General features: G+C 73.0%; 15 protein-coding genes. 11 read left to right on the top strand and 4 right to left on the bottom strand.

Annotated features, from left to right (window positions below):
• Positions 1 to 69 precede the first annotated feature (69 nt).
• From ABII15_RS29815 to ABII15_RS29800, 4 genes are all read left to right on the top strand, one after another.
• Positions 70 to 1,383 carry a DUF692 domain-containing protein gene (locus tag ABII15_RS29815; protein WP_353945351.1) on the top strand — a complete coding sequence of 438 codons (1,314 nt, stop codon included), beginning with the start codon at positions 70 to 72 and terminating at the stop codon, positions 1,381 to 1,383.
• 142 nt (positions 1,384 to 1,525) lie between these two features.
• On the top strand, positions 1,526 to 2,305 hold the full coding sequence (locus tag ABII15_RS29810) for a DUF4142 domain-containing protein (RefSeq protein WP_353945350.1): 780 nt from the start codon (positions 1,526 to 1,528) through the stop codon (positions 2,303 to 2,305).
• Positions 2,306 to 2,364: 59 nt separating this feature from the next.
• Positions 2,365 to 3,129: a TIGR04222 domain-containing membrane protein gene (locus ABII15_RS29805; protein ID WP_353945349.1), complete on the top strand. Its 765-nt coding sequence runs from the start codon at positions 2,365 to 2,367 to the stop codon at positions 3,127 to 3,129.
• A 92-nt stretch (positions 3,130 to 3,221) separates the two neighbouring features.
• Positions 3,222 to 4,811, top strand: coding sequence for an alpha/beta hydrolase (locus ABII15_RS29800; protein ID WP_353945348.1), 1,590 nt, complete (start codon positions 3,222 to 3,224; stop codon positions 4,809 to 4,811).
• 82 nt (positions 4,812 to 4,893) lie between these two features.
• Here ABII15_RS29800 and hemQ read toward each other — a convergent pair whose 3' ends face one another.
• Together hemQ and hemG are read right to left on the bottom strand one after the other, a co-directional pair.
• A complete protein-coding gene (hemQ, locus tag ABII15_RS29795; protein WP_353945347.1) occupies positions 4,894 to 5,631 on the bottom strand; it encodes a hydrogen peroxide-dependent heme synthase in 738 nt (245 codons plus the stop codon).
• Positions 5,632 to 5,636: 5 nt separating this feature from the next.
• The gene (gene hemG / locus ABII15_RS29790; protein ID WP_353945346.1) at positions 5,637 to 7,163 is read right to left on the bottom strand and encodes a protoporphyrinogen oxidase; all 1,527 of its coding nucleotides are present in this window, start codon (positions 7,161 to 7,163) and stop codon (positions 5,637 to 5,639) included.
• Positions 7,164 to 7,305: 142 nt separating this feature from the next.
• Here hemG and ABII15_RS29785 point away from each other — a divergent pair, with 142 nt between their 5' ends.
• On the top strand, positions 7,306 to 8,283 hold the full coding sequence (locus ABII15_RS29785) for a DUF4349 domain-containing protein (protein WP_353945345.1): 978 nt from the start codon (positions 7,306 to 7,308) through the stop codon (positions 8,281 to 8,283).
• 27 nt (positions 8,284 to 8,310) lie between these two features.
• On the top strand, positions 8,311 to 9,696 hold the full coding sequence (locus tag ABII15_RS29780; protein WP_353945344.1) for an FAD-dependent oxidoreductase: 1,386 nt from the start codon (positions 8,311 to 8,313) through the stop codon (positions 9,694 to 9,696).
• 40 nt (positions 9,697 to 9,736) lie between these two features.
• Here the strand turns inward: ABII15_RS29780 and hemE are convergent, their stop codons facing one another.
• Positions 9,737 to 10,816, bottom strand: a complete 1,080-nt coding sequence (hemE, locus tag ABII15_RS29775) for a uroporphyrinogen decarboxylase (protein ID WP_353945343.1) — start codon at positions 10,814 to 10,816, stop codon at positions 9,737 to 9,739.
• Between the two features lie 187 nt (positions 10,817 to 11,003).
• On the opposite strand from hemE, the gene ABII15_RS29770 reads away from it, so the two are divergent.
• The 5 genes from ABII15_RS29770 (at position 11,004) to ABII15_RS29750 (ending at position 17,512) form a co-directional block, all read left to right on the top strand.
• The gene (locus ABII15_RS29770; protein WP_353945342.1) at positions 11,004 to 11,660 is read left to right on the top strand and encodes a DUF3000 domain-containing protein; all 657 of its coding nucleotides are present in this window, start codon (positions 11,004 to 11,006) and stop codon (positions 11,658 to 11,660) included.
• Between the two features lie 250 nt (positions 11,661 to 11,910).
• Positions 11,911 to 12,573 (top strand): response regulator transcription factor, encoded by a 663-nt coding sequence (locus ABII15_RS29765; RefSeq protein WP_353945341.1) that lies wholly within the window; start codon positions 11,911 to 11,913, stop codon positions 12,571 to 12,573.
• A gap of 108 nt (positions 12,574 to 12,681) precedes the next feature.
• A complete protein-coding gene (locus tag ABII15_RS29760) occupies positions 12,682 to 13,986 on the top strand; it encodes a ribonuclease D (RefSeq protein WP_353945340.1) in 1,305 nt (434 codons plus the stop codon).
• Between the two features lie 182 nt (positions 13,987 to 14,168).
• Positions 14,169 to 15,386, top strand: coding sequence for an acetyl-CoA C-acyltransferase (locus ABII15_RS29755; RefSeq protein ID WP_353945339.1), 1,218 nt, complete (start codon positions 14,169 to 14,171; stop codon positions 15,384 to 15,386).
• On the top strand, positions 15,383 to 17,512 hold the full coding sequence (locus ABII15_RS29750; RefSeq protein WP_353945338.1) for a 3-hydroxyacyl-CoA dehydrogenase NAD-binding domain-containing protein: 2,130 nt from the start codon (positions 15,383 to 15,385) through the stop codon (positions 17,510 to 17,512). The genes ABII15_RS29755 and ABII15_RS29750 overlap by 4 nt, the downstream gene beginning before the upstream one ends.
• A gap of 109 nt (positions 17,513 to 17,621) precedes the next feature.
• Here the strand turns inward: ABII15_RS29750 and ABII15_RS29745 are convergent, their stop codons facing one another.
• Positions 17,622 to 18,653 carry a hypothetical protein gene (locus ABII15_RS29745; RefSeq protein ID WP_353945337.1) on the bottom strand — a complete coding sequence of 344 codons (1,032 nt, stop codon included), beginning with the start codon at positions 18,651 to 18,653 and terminating at the stop codon, positions 17,622 to 17,624.
• Between the last annotated feature and the right edge of the window lie 31 nt (positions 18,654 to 18,684).

The raw sequence follows: 18,684 nt of genomic DNA, 5'->3' as shown, positions 1-18,684 counted from the left end.
CGTGGGTTCGGCCGGACGCGCCGGGGTCATGACACCTGGACAGCATTGGCGCGGAGGAGGGGGACGGACATGGGGCAGCTTCCGCGGCTGGGTACGGGGATCGGGTGGCGGCCGGAGATCGCCGAGGTGGTCGAGGCGATGCCGGGGATCGACTGGGTCGAGACGGTCGCGGAGAACGTGTGTCCGGGCCATCTGCCCGACTCGCTGGTGCGGCTGCGCGAGCGGGGCGTGACGGTCGTGCCGCACGGGGTGTCGCTGGGGCTCGGCGGTGCCGAGCGGCCCGACGAGGGGCGGCTCGCCGATCTCGCGGCGCGGGCCGAGGCGCTGGGGGCGCCGCTGGTCACCGAGCACATCGCGTTCGTCAGGGCGGGCGGCGAGCGCACCGCCTCGCCGCTCCTGGAGGCCGGGCATCTGCTGCCGGTGCCGCGCACCCGGGACGCGCTCGACGTGCTGTGCGAGAACGTCCGGATCGCGCAGGACGCCCTGCCGGTGCCGCTCGCGGTGGAGAACATCGCGGCGCTGTTCGGCTGGCCGGGCGAGGAGATGTCCGAGGGACAGTTCCTGTACGAGCTGGTGGAGCGCACCGGCGTCCGGCTGCTGATCGACGTGGCGAACCTGCACACGAACCACGTCAACCGGGGCGAGGACCCGGCCAAGGCGCTGGACGAGCTGCCCGTCGAGGCGATCGCGTACGTGCATGTGGCGGGCGGCTTCGAGCGGGACGGGGTGTGGCACGACAGCCACGCCCACCCGGTGCCCCGGCCGGTGCTGGACATCCTGGCCGACCTGGCGTCCCGGGTGACCCCGCCGGGCGTGCTGCTCGAACGGGACGAGAACTTCCCCGAGGACCCCGCCGAGCTGGGGCGCGAGGTCGAGACGATCCGGGCCACGGTGCGGGCGGCGGGCGGTCCCGCACCGGCCGCCGCCGGGGACCCGGCTCCCGCAGCCGTGGCCGGGGCCGACGACTCCGTACGGGGACGGGTGGCCCTCGCCCAGACCGCGCTGCTCTCCGCGCTGGTCGCGGACACCCCGGCGCCGGAGGGCTTCGACCGGGCCCGGCTCGCGGTGCAGAGCCGGGCGCTGGCGGGCAAGCGGGCCGACGTCGTCGCCAAGGTGGCGCCCGAACTGCCGTTGATCCTGGGCGCGTCGGCGTACCGGACGGCGTTCCTCGCCTACGCGGCGCGGCGGCCGATGACCGACGGCTACCGGCGCGACGCGCTGGACTTCGCCGAGGACCTGCTCCTGGAGCAGCGGGTCCCGCAGGCCGGCCCGCGCCGGGAGCTGACCGCCTGGTGGCTGGAGCGGTCCGGCCCCGCGCCGCTCGCGGGACGTCCGGTGGCCCGGGCGCTGCGGGCCGCGCGGTTCGCGCTGCGCAGGGGCTGACCGGCGGCCGGGTACACACCGGATCGGGGCGCGCGGACCGCACAACCCCCGCGTCCCGTACGGCGGCTGGCGTAGTCGACGCGGATGCCCCGAACCCGGTGGCGGAAGCGCACTAGCGTGCGGTGCCGCACCAGGAGGCATCATGCGACTGCTCTCGCCGATCCGCGGCACGCGTACCGGCACCCGTATCAACGGGACCGCGCTCATCGTCACCGGGCTGCTGGCCACGCTGGCCGCGCTCGCCTTTCCCATCTGGTCCTACGCGGACCGGTCGGCCACCGGCCTGGACACGCTCGACGCGCAGTCGGTGCCGACCCGGTTCGGCCCGCTGTCGGCGACCGACCGGCTCTTCATCACCAAGGTGCGGCTCGCCGGGCTGTGGGAGATGCCCGCCGGGCAGCAGGCCGAGGAGCGGGCCCCGACCAAGGCGATCGAGACGGCGGGCGAGCACCTGGTCGAGGGCCACACGTTCCTGGACGCGCGGGTGCGGGAGGTCGCGGCGCGGCTCCGTCTCGAACTGCCCAACCAGCCCAACCCGCAGCAGCAGGGCTGGCTGCGGACGCTGACCGCGGCGAAGGGCCTGGACTACGAGCGCGAGTTCGCCAACATCCTGCGCCGCGCCCACGGCCAGGTCTTCGCGCTCGTCGCCCAGGTGCGCGCCTCGACCCGCAACACGCTCGTACGGGGCCTCGCGGACGACGCCAACACCACGGTCCTCGACCACATGAAGGTCCTGGAGGCGACCGGTCTGGTCGACTTCGACGCGCTGGCGCGCGGCGCGGCCACCGCGAGCCCGCCGCCCGGCACCCGCTCCCCCGCCCCGCCGGGACCGACGGCGTCCCCGGGCTCGGCGACGCCGGTCACCCCGTCGCCGACGTTCTCGCTGCCGCCCGCGGCGTCCAGCCCCGCGGCCTGGCGCTGAGTGTCCGCATAGTGAATATGCCGTAGCGGAAACTCGAACACCTGTCATAGAAACACCTCATGTTCTGGGTCCTGTTCCTCCTCCTGGCCTGCGCGGCCGCCGCCGTCTCCTGCGGACGGCTGTGCCTCGCGGCGGTGCGCGCCGCCGAGGGCGAGCGCGCCGAGGACACCGTGCGGACCGGCGCGCACGTCCTGTCGGACCACGAACTGTCCCTGTACGAGACGGCGTTCCTGTCCGGCGGGCCGGTGCGGGTCGTGGACGTGACGCTGGTGTCGATGGCCCGCGGCCACCGGCTGCTGCTCGCGCACACCGGCTGGGCGACGGTCGTCGACCCGGTGGGCCGGGACACCATGGAGCGCTCCGTGCTCGGCGCGATCGGGCCCGCCGGGCAGTCCCGGACGGCGCCGCTGCGGGCCGCCACCGCGGCGGGCGACGCGGTGCGCGCCCTGGCCGACGGGCTCGTCACGGCGGGGCTCGCGGTCCCGGAGGCCGCCCGCTCGGCCGTCACGGCGGCGGTGCGGCAGGTGCGGGCGGCGACCGTCGCGGTGGTCGTGCTCGGCGCGGTCGCGACGCTCACCCCGGGCCAGGGCGCCGAGACCCAGGACACCCCGGTGGCGCTCTGGTTCGCGCTGCCGCTGCTGCTCACCCTGAGCTGTCTGGCCATCGCCCGGATCGAGATCCACCCGTACACGCGCTGGGCCTCGCCGGTCGGGCAGCGGCTGCTCGCCGCGCGTCCGGCGGCCGCGGGGAGTCTGTTCGCGGTCGCCCTGCGCGGGCTGCGCGCGGTGGACGATCCGCAGGTGCGGGCCGCGCTCTCCGAGTGAGCGCGGGCACCCGGCCGACGCATCGGGGTCATTGATCCGACACCGGCGAACCGGTGCTTTACATCGCCAGGCACCGCACGAAGTATCCGCGTATGAGACACGCGTTGCGAGCCACGTCCGTCCTCTGCGCCGCCGCGGGGACGCTGGTCCTGTCCGCGCCGGCCGCCTCCCCCGTGTCCCCCGCCTCCCCCGTCCCCCTCCCCGGTCCCGCCGCCGCGCCGGAGCAGGCCGGTGTCGCGGTCGCCGCCGCGCGGGCCGCCGTCGCGGGCATCACCTGGGGACCCTGCCCGGCCGTGGAGGAGCTGGACGACCCGGTGCGCTGCGGGACCGTCTCCGTCCCCCTCGACTACGCGCATCCGTCCGGCAAGCGGATCGAGCTGACGGTCAGCCGGGTGGCCGCGCGCGGCAAGAAGAGCGAGCGGCAGGGCGCGTTCGTGTTCAACCCGGGCGGCCCCGGCGGCAACGGCATGTACTTCCCGCTGGCCGGCGCGATGCCGGAGTGGAAGCGCATCGGCGCCGCCTACGACCTGATCGGGTACGCGCCGCGCGGGGTGGGCCGCTCGGCGCCGATCTCCTGCCAGGACCCGAAGCGCTTCGCGAAGGCGCCGACCCAGGCACCGACGCACCCTTCGGCCTCGTACAAGAAGGAGCGCGTCGCGCAGGCCAGGTCGTATGCGGCGGGCTGTGCGAAGAACCCGGGGATCGAGCACTACACGACGCTCGCCAACGCCCGTGACCTGGAGGTGCTGCGGGCCGCGCTGGGCGAGCCGAAACTCACGTACATGGGCGCCTCCTACGGCACGTACATCGGCGCCGTGTACGCACGCCTGTTCCCCTCGCATGTGCGCCGCATGGTCTTCGACTCGGCGGTCGACCCCGCCCCGGAGCGGATCTGGTACCGCGACAACCTGGAGCAGTCGGCGGCGTTCGAGGGCCGCTGGCTCGACTTCCGGACCTGGGTCGCCAAGCACGACGGGACGTACCACCTGGGCACGACGCCCGAGGAGGTGCTGCGCTCGTACGAGAAGGTGCGCGCGGAGCTGGCGCACGAGCCGGCCGGCGGGAAGGTCGGTCCGGGCCAGTTGCAGTCGGCGTTCCTCCAGGCCGGGTACTACGACGACTACTGGCCGATGCGGGCCGCGGCGCTGTCCGCGTATCTGAAGGGCGACCCGAAGCCGCTGATCGGCCAGGCCACACCGCCGTCGGGGGCGCGCGCCGAGCAGGAGAACGAGAACGGCACCGCCGTGTACACGGCCGTCGAGTGCAACGACGCGCCCTGGCCCACGGACTTCCGCGTCTGGGACCGCGACAACACGGCGCTGGCGAAGAAGGCGCCGTTCGAGACATGGGACAACGCGTGGATGAACCTGCCGTGCGCGTACTGGTCGACGCCCCGGCAGCGGCCGGTCGACGTGCGGACGGCACCCGGTGAGCTGCCGCCGACGCTGATCCTGGCCGCCGAGCGGGACGCGGCGACGCCGTACACGGGCGCGCGGGAGCTGAACCGGCGGATCGCCGGATCGGTGCTGGTGACCGAGCGGAACGCCGGGACGCACGGCATCGGCGGCGGCGCCAACGCCTGCGTCAACGGGTACTTCGACGCGTATGTGCTGGAGGGGCGGGTGCCGGAGCGGCGCGGGGCGTCCTGTGCGGCCCACGCGGAGCCCACGCCGCTGAAATGAAGTCCCTCCGACGCCGGGGCTGAGGTCACGGGGCTCTGCCCCGGACCCCGCTCCTCAATCGCCGGAGGGGCTTGAAGGGTGCTTACGCGAGCCCGGCCACCAGATCGGCCACACTCTTGCGGCGCCCGGTGTAGAACGGCACCTCTTCGCGGACGTGCCGACGCGCCTCGGAGGCCCGCAGGTGACGCATGAGGTCGACGATCCGGTACAGCTCGTCGGCCTCGAACGCGAGAATCCACTCGTAGTCGCCGAGCGAGAACGAGGCGACGGTGTTGGCCCGCACGTCCGGGTAGCCGCGCGCCATCTTGCCGTGGTCGGCGAGCATCTTGCGGCGCTCGTCGTCGGGCAGCAGGTACCAGTCGTAGGAGCGCACGAAGGGGTAGACGCTCACGTAGTTGCGGGGCGTCTCATCGGCGAGGAACGCCGGGATGTGCGAGCGGTTGAACTCGGCGGGGCGGTGCAGCGCCATGTTCGACCAGACCGGCTCCAGGGCGCGGCCCAGCTTCGTGCGGCGGAAGAGGTTGTACGCCTCCTGCAGCTCGTCCGCCGTCTCCGCGTGCCACCAGATCATGAGGTCGGCGTCGGCGCGCAGGCCGGACACGTCGTAGGTGCCGCGGACCGTGATGTCCTTCGCCGCGAGCTGGTCGAACAGCTCCTGGACCTCGTCGGCGTACCCGGCCCGGTCCTCGGGGAGGACGTCCTTCAGCTTGAAGACCGACCAGAGCGTGTAGCGGATGACCTCGTTCAGGTCCTTCGCCAACTTGCCCTTGTTCGGGATGCGGGCTGCCGCCGCGTCGGGGGTGGTGTTCTCGTCGCTCATGTCCCTCATTCTCCCGCGCCGCCGTGCAGGCTCTGCACCGGGTTGGCCTTCAGCTCCTCGCGGGCGGCCGGGTCCCCGCGCACCTCGTCCACGGCCGCGTACGCGCTCGCGATGCACGCCGGGATGCCGACGCCGTCGTACGCGGCGCCGCACACGGCGACACCGGGCAGCCGTCCGATGTGCTCGCGGACGCGGGCGACGCGGTCCGCGTGGCCGACCGGGTACTGGGGCAGGCCGTCCTGCCAGCGGGTGACGTGGGCGTCGACGGGGGTGGCGGTCAGGCCGACGGCCTCGCGCAGGTCGTGGCGGGCGATGCCGACGAGGTCGGCGTCGTCGCGGCCCAGGTCCTTGTCATCGCCGTACCGGCCGACGGAGGTCCGCACGATGCGCAGATCGGGGTTCTCCTTCGCGATCCAGCCCCACTTGTGGGAGGCGAAGGTGGCGGCCTTGATGGTGCGGCCGTCGACGGGCGGGACGAGGAAACCGCTGCCCGGCGGGAGACCGGCCTCGCTCGTGCGGTAGGCCAGGGTGATCAGGGCCATGCTGGCGTACTCGATCGCCCGGAGTTCCTGGGCGGCGTTCGGGGACGCGGTGCGCAGGACGCCGGCCGCCGCGGGGGCCGGGAGGGCGATGATCACCTGGGGGGCGTGGAAGGTGCGGCCCGACTCCGTGACCAGCCGCCACAGGGGTACGCGCCGGTCCGTCGAGTGCGCGTCGTCCGTGGTCGCTCGCGCGGTTCCCCGCGCCCCCAGCTGCACCGCGCGTTCGCCGAAAATGATCTCGCCGCCCTTTTCGCGCACCGATCCGGCGACCGCCTCCGGGAGGGTGCCGATGCCGCCCTCGATGCCCATGAAGACCGGGGCGGGCGGGTCCGTGGGCTGGGGGGCGCGGGCCTGGATCGCGCGGACGGCCGCCGTCAGGGACGGGTGGCGGCGGGCCTCCTCGAAGAGCTGCGGGACGGCGCTGCGCAGCGAGATGCGGTAGGCGTCGCCCGCGTACACGCCGCCGAGGAGGGGTTCGACGAGGCGGTCGACGACCTCGCGGCCGAGCCGCGCCGCGACGTATTCGCCGACGGCGATGTCGTCGCCGATCGGGGTGGGCGGGAGGTCCGCGTCCTGCGCGATGCGGGCGAGCCCTTCGTCGGAGAGGACACCGGCGAGCGCGTCGGCGGTGCCGGGGACGCCCATGACGTGGCCCTTGGGCATGGGGCGCAGGGCGTCGCGGGTCCAGATCGAGGCGGTCGCGGTCGACGGCGGCTGGAGGCGGTCCCCGAGTCCGGTCTCCTCGGCGAGGCCCACGGCCTCGGGGCGGCGGGCCAGCATCGACTCGGCGCCGAGGTCGACGCGCGCCCCGGCGATCTCTCCCGCGCGCAGTTTGCCGCCGAGCCGGTCGGAGCTCTCCAGGACGGTGACCCGGACACCGGGGTCCCGGTCGAGCAATCGGTGGGCGGCCGCCAGGCCGGTGATGCCGCCCCCGACCACCAGGACGTCCCTGACGGTCTCTGTTTCCGTACGTGTGTCCGCTTCGCGCATGTCTCCCACTCTCTCAGAACGGACGGCCGTCCAGGCCGAGTCCCGACCGTTACCGGTTCGCCGCCACCCGGCAATCACCGAATGGCTCACTCGCGCGTCGAAGGAGGCGTCAGACGTTCGGCATTTCTCTGGGGGTACGTTCATGCAGGCATCCGGCACGACCACCCTGCGGCGGGCGCCGCGTCTTCTCGCTCCGCTGCTGCTCGCCGCGGCCCTGGCGCTGACCGGCTGCTCGGGCGCGGGCTCGTCCTCCGGCGGGGACAACGCCAAGTCCGACGTGCGGGCCGACTCCGCGGACTCGAAGGGCGCGGGCGGCGGCGCGGCCGAGCCCGGCGGCGAGGGCGCCGCGAAGGCGACGAAGACGCCGAAGCTCACCGGCATCCACATCATCCGCACCGCCTCCCTCTCGGTCCGCGTCAAGGACGTGCCGGACGCGCTCGACGCGGCGCGCGCCGCCACCGAGAGCGCCGGCGGCTACGTCGGCGACGAGACGACCGACCGTGACGGCCACGGGCACGAGCGCACCCGGGTCACTCTGCGGGTTCCGCAGGAGTCGTACGAGAAGGTGGTCGGCCAACTCACCGGTACCGGGCGCCTGTTGTCCCGGGACCAGAGTGCCCAGGATGTCACCGACCAGGTGGTGGACGTGGACAGCCGGGTCGCGTCGCAGCGGGCCAGCGTGGCGCGGGTCCGCGAACTCATGGACAAGGCGACGAAGTTGAGCGACGTCGTGGCGCTGGAGGGCGAGCTGAGCAGCCGCGAGTCCGAGCTGGAGGCGCTGCTCGCGCGGCAGGCGTCCCTGAAGGACCGGACGACGATGGCGACGATCACGCTGAAGCTGTCCGAGGCACCCCCCGCGAAGGCCGTCGTGAAGGACGACGACCCCGGGTTCCTCGACGCCCTGTCGGGCGGCTGGGGCGCCTTCGTGGCGTTCCTCAGGTGGGTCGTGATCGTGCTCGCGGCCGTGCTGCCGTTCGCGGCGCTGGTGGCGCTGCTGGTGCTGGTGTGGCTGCGGCTGGTCCGGCCCCGGCTGCCGAGGCGGCCCGCGCCGCAGCCGGCGCACACGGTCCCCGGCCCGCTGCCCTCGCACCCCCGGTCCGGGCCGGGCGAGCAGGACTGACGCGTACGGTCCACGTAGCGTGGGCCCATGAATGCTGAACGACTTGTGGTGATCGGCGGCGACGCGGCGGGCATGTCCGCCGCGTCGCAGGCACGCCGTCTGCGGAGCCCGGACGAGCTGGAGATCGTGGCGTTCGAGCGGGGGCACTTCACGTCGTACTCGGCGTGCGGGATCCCGTACTGGGTGGGCGGACAGGTCGACGAGCGCGACGAGTTGATCGCCCGGTCGCCCGAGGAGCACCGGGCCCGCGGCATCGATCTGCGGATGCGGACCGAGGTGGTGGAGCTGGACGTCCGGGAGCGGCGGGTGCGCTCGCGGGACCTGGAGAGCGGGGCCGAGTCCTGGACGCCGTACGACAAGCTCGTGATCGCGACGGGCGCCCGGCCGGTCCGCCCGGAGCTGCCCGGCATCGACGCGGCCGGGGTGCACGGCGTGCAGACGCTCGACGACGGGCAGGCGCTGCTCGACACCCTCCGGGCGGCACCGGGGCGCCGGGCCGTGGTCGTCGGCGCCGGGTACATCGGGGTGGAGATGGCCGAGGCGCTGGTCAACCGGGGCTACGAGGTGACCGTGGTCAACCGGGGCGCCGAGCCGATGTCCACGCTCGACCCGGACATGGGCCGGCTGGTGCACGAGGCGATGACCGGCATGGGCATCACCATGGTCGGCGACGCCGAGGTGACGGAGATCCGCACCGGGGACGACGGGCGAGTGCGGGCCGTGGTCACGCGGGACGCCGAGTTCCCCGCCGACGTCGTGGTCCTGGGCATCGGCGTGCGCCCCGAGACGACGCTGGCGCGGGCGGCCGGGCTGCCGCTCGGTGACCACGGCGGGCTGCTCACGGACGTGGCGATGCGGGTGCGCGGGCCCGAGGCGGGTGGGGTCGTCTGGGCGGGCGGCGACTGCGTCGAGGTGTTCGACCTGGTGTCCGGGCGCGAGCGGCACATCGCGCTCGGGACGCACGCGAACAAGCACGGGCAGGTCATCGGGTCGAACGTGGGCGGCGGGTACGCCACGTTCCCGGGTGTCGTCGGCACGGCCGTCAGCAAGGTGTGCGAGCTGGAGATCGCCAGGACCGGGCTGCGCGAGAAGGACGCCGACCGGGCCGGGCTCCGGTACGTGACGGCCACCGTCGAGTCGACGAACCGGGCGGGCTACTACCCCGGGGCCGCGCCGATGACGGTCAAGATGCTGGCCGAGCGGCGCACCGGGCGGCTGCTCGGCGTGCAGATCGTGGGCCGGGAGGGCGCCGCGAAGCGGGTCGACGTGGCGGCGGTCGCGCTGACCGCCGGCATGACGGTGGAGCGGATGACGGCGCTCGACCTGGGCTACGCGCCGCCGTTCTCCCCGGTGTGGGACCCGGTCCTGGTGGCGGCGCGCAAGGCGGTCGCGGCGGTGCGCGCCACAGGTTAGGGCGTGCCGCCGCGTCCGCCTCGTGTCTGCCGCGCCCGCTCTATCGGGCGGTCTGCGTGTGGACGTAGTCGACGAGGCGGGTCAGCGCCTCCGGGTCCGTGGTCGGCAGGACGCCGTGGCCCAGGTTGAACACGTGGCCCTCCAGGCCCGATGCGGCGTCCAGGACCTCGCGCGCCTTCTCCTCGACCGCCTCGGGGGTGGAGAAGAGGATCGCCGGGTCGATGTTGCCCTGGAGCGCCTTGCCGGGGCCGACCCGGCGGGCGGCCTCGTCGAGCGGGACGCGCCAGTCGACGCCGACGACGTCCGCGCCGGCCTCGCCCATCAGGCCGAGCAGCTCACCGGTGCCGACACCGAAGTGGATGCGCGGCACGCCGTAGTGCGCCACCGAGTCGAACACCTTCGCGGAGGCGGGCATGACGGAGCGGCGGTAGTCGGCGGGCGACAGCGCGCCGACCCACGAGTCGAAGAGCTGGACGGCGCTGGCGCCGGCCTCGATCTGCACCTTCAGGAACGCGGAGGTGATCTCGGCGAGCCGGTCGAGCAGGTCGGCCCACAGCTCGGGCTCGCCGTACATGAGGGCCTTGGTGATCTCGTGGTTGCGGGACGGGCCGCCCTCCACGAGATAGCTGGCGAGGGTGAACGGCGCGCCCGCGAAGCCGATGAGCGGCGTGCCGCCGAGCTCGGCGGTGAGCAGGCCGATGGCCTCGGTGACGTAGGAGACGTCGTCCGGGGTCAGGTCGCGCAGCCGGTCCAGGTCGGCGCGGCTGCGGATCGGGTTGGCGATGACCGGGCCGACACCGGGCTTGATGTCGAGGTCGATGCCGATGGCCTTGAGCGGGACGACGATGTCGCTGAAGTAGATGGCCGCGTCGACCTTGTGCCGGCGCACCGGCTGCATCGTGATCTCGGCGACCAGCTCGGGCCGCGTGCACGACTCCAGCATCGGGATGCCCTCACGGACCTTGTGGTACTCGGGCAGCGACCGGCCCGCCTGGCGCATGAACCACACCGGGGTGTGCGGCACGGGCTCGCGCCTGCATGCCTTCAGGAAGGCTGAATCCTTGACGGCGTCGGTGGTCGCTGACGGCTGCTGGCCCGTGGCCTCGGTGTTGGCACTCACACGGGAGAGTTTCGCACGCTCGCGCGTCACCCCGGGAACGGCGTCGGCGCCGGGTGTTCTTACCCGCGCCGGGCCTCCGTTCCCCTTACCCTTCCCGGCATGGCCGCGGCCTGCGGACACCGCAGACGGCGCAGACGATGCCGACGGGATGAGTGAATCAGTGAGGGACGGGCAGAACGCTCGGGACATGAACGCTGCACAGAAGAAGGACGACACGGCGCCCGCTGCCCCTCCCGCCTTCCGCACGGCGGTCGACGCCCTGCGCGTCGCACGGCTGCGCCCGGAGATCGAGATCGACCCCACGCGCCCGCCCCAGCGCCTGGCCCCCTTCGCGTACGCGCTGGAGGCGGCGGTCGTCGAGCCGGGCCCCGATTCCGACGATGCGGAGGCGCTGGCCGACGGCCGGCTGGTGCTGCTGCACGATCCGGCGGGGCACGAGGCGTGGCACGGCACGTTCCGCCTGGTCACGCTGGTCCGCGCGGAGCTGGAACCGGAGATGGCGGCCGATCCGCTGCTGCCGGACGTGTGCTGGTCGTGGCTGACCGGCGCGCTCCGGGCGAGGGGGCTCTCCTACGGGGAGCCGTCGGGCACGGTCACCCGGGCCAGCTCGCACTACTTCGGGGGGATCGGCGACCGGCCCGCCGCCTCGCAGATCGAGATCCGCGCCTCGTGGACGCCGCGCGAGGGCCGGGGCGGGGTGCCGGACACGGCGGCGCACCTGGCCGCGTGGTGCGAGCTGCTGTGCCAGCTCGCCGGGCTGCCGCCGGCGCCGGCCGGTCCGCAGGGCGGAGAGGGCGGCGCGGTCGTCACGCTGCCGCAGCGCCGGGGTCCCCAGACACACTGATTCGAGGGGCGGTTTTCGGCCGCATAGGCCGTACCGCCCCTCTCGCATGTCCGCTGTTCGAGGGAATCGATTCGGTTCGATCTTCGGATCATCGATCACTTGTCCGAATTAGGTGAATTGTTACTCACCAAATCGTGATCTTTCTCTAAAGGCGGGCGGGTTTGCTGCCGAAGACCTCAGTGACCTTGAAAGCACGGTTCGTCCCGGCTTCTTCCCCCAGCCGGCTCCGTCCCGCACCCCAGGAGGCCTGGTGTCCGTTCTTCTCGAGCAGCCCTCAAGCCTGGTCGCCTACCGCCCGAACAAGCCGACCGCGATGGTCGTCGTGGCCGATCCGCGCGTACGCTCCACCGTCACCCGCCATCTGTGGGCGCTCGGAGTACGCGATGTGATCGAGGCCTCGTCCGTCGCCGAGGCTCGTCCCCGCATCGGCAACCCCCGTGACATCTGCGTCGCCGACGTCCACCTCCCCGACGGATCCGGACTGACGCTTCTCTCCGAAACCCGAGCCGCGGGCTGGCCCAACGGCCTCGCCCTCTCCGCCGCCGACGACATCGGCGCCGTACGCAATGCCCTGGCGGGCGGCGTGAAGGGCTATGTCGTCACCGGCACGCGTACCAACGTCGGCCTGCCGACCCGTCCCGGTGCCGCTCCGATCGGCTCGGCGGCCGCCCGGATGCACCGCCGCCCCCCGGGTGCCCCGAGCCACCCGGGCGGCTACCGCGAGCTCTCCGGCCGTGAGGTCGAGGTGCTCCGGCTCGTCGCCGAGGGTCAGTCGAACAAGGCCATCGGAGTCTCGATGGGCCTGTCCGCCCTGACCGTCAAGAGCCACCTCGCCCGGATCGCCCGCAAGCTCGGCACGGGTGACCGCGCCGGGATGGTGGCGGTCGCCCTCCGGACCGGAATCATCCACTGACCCTCTCCTTCACCGGCTGGCCGGATCTTTCCGGTTTACGCACCTTGGGCGCCCGTCGACGGAACGTTCCGTCGACGGGCGCCGTCCGTTCACAGATACCCTTGACAGGTGACCGACGCCCAAGAAACCGCAGCAGACAGCTCACTGCGCACCACCGGAGCCCCGCGGCCGCAGCCGCAGACGCCCTCGGCTCCGGACACCGACGTCACTGCTGACGGGGCACCGGTCCCCCTGCTCGAACCCCGCGAGGGCATTCCTCCGGTGATCGCCGACGCGTCCGCGCTGGCCGATGTCGTCGCGGCCTTCGCCGCGGGCACCGGTCCGGTGGCCGTCGACGCCGAGCGCGCGTCCGGTTACCGCTACGGGCAGCGCGCGTATCTGGTGCAGCTGCGCCGCGAGGGTGCGGGCACCGCGCTCATCGACCCCGTGGGCTGTCCCGACCTCTCCGCCCTCGGCGACGCGCTGGCCGACGCCGAGTGGGACCTGCACGCCGCCACCCAGGACCTGCCGTGCCTGCGCGAAATAGGCATGCGCCCCTCGCGGCTCTTCGACACCGAGCTGGCCGGCCGGCTCGCCGGGTTCCCGCGCGTGGGCCTGGGCGCCATGGTCGAGAACGTGCTCGGCTACGTACTGGAGAAAGGACACTCCGCGGTCGACTGGTCGACGCGGCCGCTGCCCGAGCCCTGGCTGCGCTACGCCGCGCTCGACGTGGAGCTCCTCGTCGACCTGCGGGACGCCCTGGAGAAGGAGCTCGACCGGCAGGGCAAGCTCGAGTGGGCCCACGAGGAGTTCGACGCGATCGCCTCGGCGCCGCCCGCGCCGCCCCGCAAGGACCCGTGGCGGCGCACCTCCGGCATGCACAAGGTGCGGCGCCGCCGTCAGATGGCCGTCGTACGGGAGCTGTGGACCGCGCGGGACAAGGTCGCACAGCGGCGCGACGTCTCGCCGGGCAAGGTGCTCGGTGACGGGGCGATCGTCGAGGCCGCGCTCGCGCTGCCGCTGAACGTGCAGGCCATGTCGGCGCTGCCCGGGTTCGGGCACCGGATGGGCCGGCGTCAGCTGGAGCAGTGGCAGGCCGCCGTCGACCGGGCCCGGGAGCTGCCCGAGTCGGAGCTGCCGCAGCCCGGGCAGCCGGTCGCCGGGCCGCCGCCGCCGCGCGCCTGGGCCGACAAGGACCCGGCCGCCGCGGCTCGGCTGTCCGCGGCGCGGGCCGGGGTGACGGCGCTCGCCGAGACGCTGAACATGCCGCAGGAGAACCTGATCACGCCGGACACCGTGCGGCGGGTGTGCTGGGAGCCGCCGTCCTCGGTGGACGCCGACTCCGTCGCGGCGGCACTGACCGGGCATGGCGCTCGGCGCTGGCAGGTGGAACAGGTGACACCGGTACTGGTGACAGCCCTGTCGACCGGCTGACGGCCGGCGGCCGCTTCTCGCGCAGTTCCCCGCACCCGAAGGACGAGCCCGGAGATGTGACGTTCGCCGCTCCGGGCGAGGGGGCTGGGCAGCATGGTTACCCGCAAGTAGCATGAAGGGGTGAGCGCGCGCTCAGTCGCGCGCCGCGGCAGTGCCGTCCCGCATCTTGGAGGAGAGCCATCGTGCCTCGTACCGTCAGGGACGTCGTCTTCGTCGACGGCGTCCGCACCCCGTTCGGCAAGGCGGGCCCGAAGGGCATCTACCACGAGACCCGCGCCGACGACCTCGTCGTGAAGTCCATCCGGGAGCTGCTGCGCCGCAACCCGAACCTGGACCCGGCCAAGATCGACGAGGTCGCCATCGCCGCGACCACGCAGATCGGCGACCAGGGCCTGACCCTGGGCCGCACGGCGGGCATCCTGGCGGGGCTGCCGCAGTCGGTCCCGGGCTACTCCATCGACCGTATGTGCGCCGGTGCGCTCACGGCGGTCACCAGCACGGCCGGCTCCATCGCGTTCGGCGCGTACGACGCCGTCATCGCCGGTGGCGTCGAGCACATGGGCCGCCACCCCATGGGCGAGGGCGTCGACCCGAACCCGCGTTTCGTCAGCGAGAAGCTCGTCGACGAGTCGGCTCTGTTCATGGGCATGACCGCGGAGAACCTGCACGACCGCTACCCGCAGATCACCAAGCAGCGCGCCGACGAGTACGCCGTGCGCTCGCAGGAGAAGGCGGCGAAGGCGTACGCGAACGGCAAGATCCAGCAGGATCTGGTGCCGATCTCGGTGCGCAACACCAACGCCGAGGTGGGCGAGACCGGCTGGGGTCTGGTCACCGCCGACGAGCCGATGCGCCCGGGCACGACCCTGGAGAACCTGGCCGGCCTCAAGACGCCGTTCCGTACGCACGGCCGCGTCACCGCCGGTAACGCCGCGGGCCTGAACGACGGCGCCACCGCGTCGCTGCTCGCCTCCGAGGACTTCGCCCGCGAGAACAACCTCCCGGTCAAGATGCGCCTCGTCAGCTACGCCTTCGTCGGCGTGGAGCCGGAGGTCATGGGCTACGGCCCGATCCCGGCGACGGAGAAGGCCCTCGCCAAGGCGGGCCTGACCATCGACGACATCGGCCTGTTCGAGATCAACGAGGCGTTCGCCGTCCAGGTGCTCGCCCTGCTCGACCACTACGGCATCGCCGACGACGACCCGCGCGTCAACCAGTACGGCGGCGCCATCGCGTTCGGCCACCCGCTGGCCTCGTCCGGCGTGCGCCTGATGACCCAGCTGGCCCGGCAGTTCGAGGAGCAGCCGAACGTCCGCTACGGCATCACCACCATGTGCGTCGGCTTCGGCATGGGCGCGACGGTCATCTGGGAAAACCCGCACTTCGAGGGGGACAAGTGAGCACCACCGCTGAGCTTTTGAAGGGTGCGGCCGAGCTGTTCCCCGGTGAGGTCGTGACCTCCGCGCACGTACGCCACCTGGAACTGCCGTACGGCGCCGGTCGGTTCGCGCTGATCACGCTGGACAACGGCTTCGACCACACCAAGCCGACCACCTTCGGCCCCGGCTCGCTGGCGAACCTGAACGTCGCCATCGACCAGGTCGAGAAGGAGGCGGCCGACGGTGACATCGTCGGTGTCGGCATCACCGGCAAGCCGTTCATCTTCGCCGTCGGCGCCGACCTCAAGGGCGTCGAGCTGCTGAAGAACCACGACGACGCGCTCGCCATCGGCAAGGGCGGCCACGAGGTCTTCAAGCGCCTCTCCGGCCTCGCCGTGCCGACGTTCGCGTACTACAACGGTGCCGCCATGGGCGGTGGCGTCGAGGTCGGTCTGCACTGCTCGTACCGCACCGTCTCCAAGGCGCTCCCCGCGTTCTCGCTGCCCGAGGTCTTCCTCGGCCTGGTGCCCGGCTGGGGCGGCTGCGCGCTGCTGCCGAACCTGATCGGCGCCGACAAGGCCGTCTCGGTGATCATCGAGAACAGCCTGAACCAGAACAAGCAGCTCAACGGCAAGAAGGTGCACGAGCTGGGGATCGCCGACGCGATCTTCGAGGGCGCCGACTTCCTGGAGCAGTCGCTGATCTGGACGGCGAACGTCCTGAAGGGCGACGTCAAGGTCGAGCGTCCGGACGTCGACCGCGGTGAGGCCTGGGACCAGGCCGTCGCGCGCGGCAGGTTCATCGCCGACTCCAAGGTGCACGGCGCGGCCCCGGCCGCGTACCGCGCGCTGGAGATCATCGCCGCCGCCAAGAGCGGGGACCTCCAGGCCGGGTTCGACGCCGAGGACAAGGCGCTCGCCGACCTCATCATGGGCGGCGAACTGCGCGCCGGCATCTACTCGTTCAACCTGGTGCAGAAGCGCGCCAAGCGTCCCGCCGGTGCCCCGGACAAGTCGCTCGCGCGTCCCGTCACCAAGGTCGGCGTCGTCGGCGCCGGTCTGATGGCCTCGCAGCTCGCCCTGCTGTTCCTGCGCCGCCTCGAGGTGCCGGTCGTGCTGACCGACATCGACCAGGAGCGCGTCGACAAGGGTGTGGGCTACGTCCACGCCGAGATCGACAAGCTGCTCGGCAAGGGCCGCGTCAACCAGGACAAGGCCAACCGCCTCAAGGCCCTGGTCTCCGGTGTCCTCGACAAGGCGGAGGGCTTCTCCGACGCCGACTTCGTCATCGAGGCCGTCTTCGAGGAGATCGGCGTCAAGCAGCAGGTGTTCGCCGAGGTCGAGGCCGTCGTCCCGGCGCACGCGATCCTCGCGACGAACACCTCGTCGCTGTCGATCACCGAGATGGCCTCGAAGCTCAAGCACCCCGAGCGGGTCGTGGGCTTCCACTTCTTCAACCCGGTCGCGATCCTCCCGCTCCTGGAGATCGTGCGCGGCGAGAAGACCGACGACGCGGCGCTGGCCACGGCGTTCGGTGTCGCCAAGAAGCTGAAGAAGACCGCGGTGCTCGTGAAGGACGCCCCGGCGTTCGTCGTGAACCGCATCCTGACCCGCTTCATGGGCGAGATCCAGAACGTCATCGACGAGGGCACGCCGGTCGAGGTCGCCGAGAAGGCCGTCGAGCCGCTCGGCCTGCCGATGTCGCCGCTGGTCCTCCTGGAGCTGGTCGGCCCGGCCATCGGTCTGCACGTCTCGGAGACCCTGAACCGCGCCTTCCCGGAGCGCTTCACGGTGTCGCCGAACCTCGCCGCCGTGGTCAAGGCGGGCAAGCGCGGCTTCTACGTGTACGACTCCGGCAAGCCGGAGCTGGACCCCGAGGTCGCCGCGCTCCTCAAGCAGGGCGATGTCGTCCTCACCGAGGAGCAGGTCCGCGACCGGGTGCTCGACGCCGTCGCCCAGGAAATCGGGCTCATGCTCGACGAGGGTGTCGTCGCCGAGGCGCAGGACATCGACCTGTGCCTGATCACCGGTGCCGGGTGGCCCTTCCACCTGGGCGGGATCACGCCGTACCTGGACCGTGAGGGTGTCTCTCAGCGGGTCAACGGCAAGCCGTTCCTGGAGGCCGGGGTCGCGTCCGTCCCCGCGTAGTCCGGCTCGCTGTCCGACGGTGGCCGTTCCCGCACTCCGGTGCGGGGGCGGCCATCGCCGTTCTCGTCCGCGACTCTCGTCGTGGCTGGTCGCAGACGCGGCCGAGTCGTCAGAACGCTCGGTGCCAGGCCTCCAGCGCCAGACCGGGCTCGTCCTTGCGGCGGGTGAGGAGCACGCGGTCCTCGGTACCGGGAACGCAGACGGCGGCGACCACTCGCCCGGCGGCGTCCTCGGTCAGGGCGAGCCGCGCGTCGGACGGCAGCGGCTCCCCCGACTCAGCCCACCACGCCCCCGCCCCCTCGACCTCGGTCGGATACGCGGCGAACGCGACCCGCCCGCTCCGCGCCCGCTGGGCCAGCAGGGTGCAGTCCACGTCGTCGAGGCGGCACCGGACCGCGACGGGGGCGCCGTCACCCGCCGCGTCCAGCAGGCGTACGGGCTTCTCGTCGCCGCGCCAGGCGTCCAGGCCGCCGTCCTCGGTGACGTAGAAGAGCGTGGTGTGCTCGGCCGAGGTCGCCAGGGCGCACAAGGTGTCCGGGCGGACGGCGGCGGGCTGCGCCTTGTCGTCGAGGACGGGCACGACGCCCGGCTCGGGCTGCCGCCAGCGCAGGATGCCGTCGGCGGTCGCGGCGTACAGCGTGATCAGCCCCGACTCACCGGCGACGGCGGCCGGCAGGCCGCGCACTCCGCTGCCCTTGAGGTCGCGCCACGGCTCCCAGCCGCCCTTCTCGGCCTGCGCGCGCATGCTGATCCCGCCGCCCTTGTTGCGGACGGAGACATGGGCGCGGCCCTGCGCGTCGACGGCCACGGCGGGCGGGCCGGTGCGGTCGCCCTTCTTGTTCGGGTGGCCGATCGAGGACCAGTCGAGGGCCGCGAGACGCGACTGGAAGTGGGTCGTGTGCACCAGGCCCGACTCGCCGGGGACGGTGGGGCACCAGGAGACCAGATGTGCATAACCGTTTCCGCTGCGGGCGACGGCGAGCGCGGGGTGGACGGGCTGGTCGCCGCCGACCGTGCGCGGGGGCGACCAGGGGCCACCGGGGCGGGACTCCGCGCGGGAGACGACGGCGTCGCCGCCGGGGGCGTATGCGTAAGCACAGAGTCCGCCGTCGCGGCCACGGATCAGCCAGGTGCCATTCACATGGTCAGCTTATGCGGCCGCGTCCGGGAGG

It is taken from the genome of Streptomyces sp. HUAS MG91, from assembly GCF_040529335.1.
Taxonomy (GTDB): Bacteria; Actinomycetota; Actinomycetes; order Streptomycetales; family Streptomycetaceae; genus Streptomyces; species Streptomyces tabacisoli.
Note: the sequence above shows the minus strand (reverse complement) of the source record. Positions and strands in the feature narration are given on the sequence as shown.

Coding starts and splice junctions, on each gene's coding strand:
- ABII15_RS29815 (WP_353945351.1), top strand. CDS start 70: ATGGGGCAGCTTCCGCGGCTGGGTACGGGGATCGGGTGGCGGCCGGAG.
- ABII15_RS29810 (WP_353945350.1), top strand. CDS start 1,526: ATGCGACTGCTCTCGCCGATCCGCGGCACGCGTACCGGCACCCGTATC.
- ABII15_RS29805 (WP_353945349.1), top strand. CDS start 2,365: ATGTTCTGGGTCCTGTTCCTCCTCCTGGCCTGCGCGGCCGCCGCCGTC.
- ABII15_RS29800 (WP_353945348.1), top strand. CDS start 3,222: ATGAGACACGCGTTGCGAGCCACGTCCGTCCTCTGCGCCGCCGCGGGG.
- hemQ (WP_353945347.1), bottom strand. CDS start 5,631: ATGAGCGACGAGAACACCACCCCCGACGCGGCGGCAGCCCGCATCCCG.
- hemG (WP_353945346.1), bottom strand. CDS start 7,163: ATGCGCGAAGCGGACACACGTACGGAAACAGAGACCGTCAGGGACGTC.
- ABII15_RS29785 (WP_353945345.1), top strand. CDS start 7,306: ATGCAGGCATCCGGCACGACCACCCTGCGGCGGGCGCCGCGTCTTCTC.
- ABII15_RS29780 (WP_353945344.1), top strand. CDS start 8,311: ATGAATGCTGAACGACTTGTGGTGATCGGCGGCGACGCGGCGGGCATG.
- ABII15_RS29770 (WP_353945342.1), top strand. CDS start 11,004: ATGAACGCTGCACAGAAGAAGGACGACACGGCGCCCGCTGCCCCTCCC.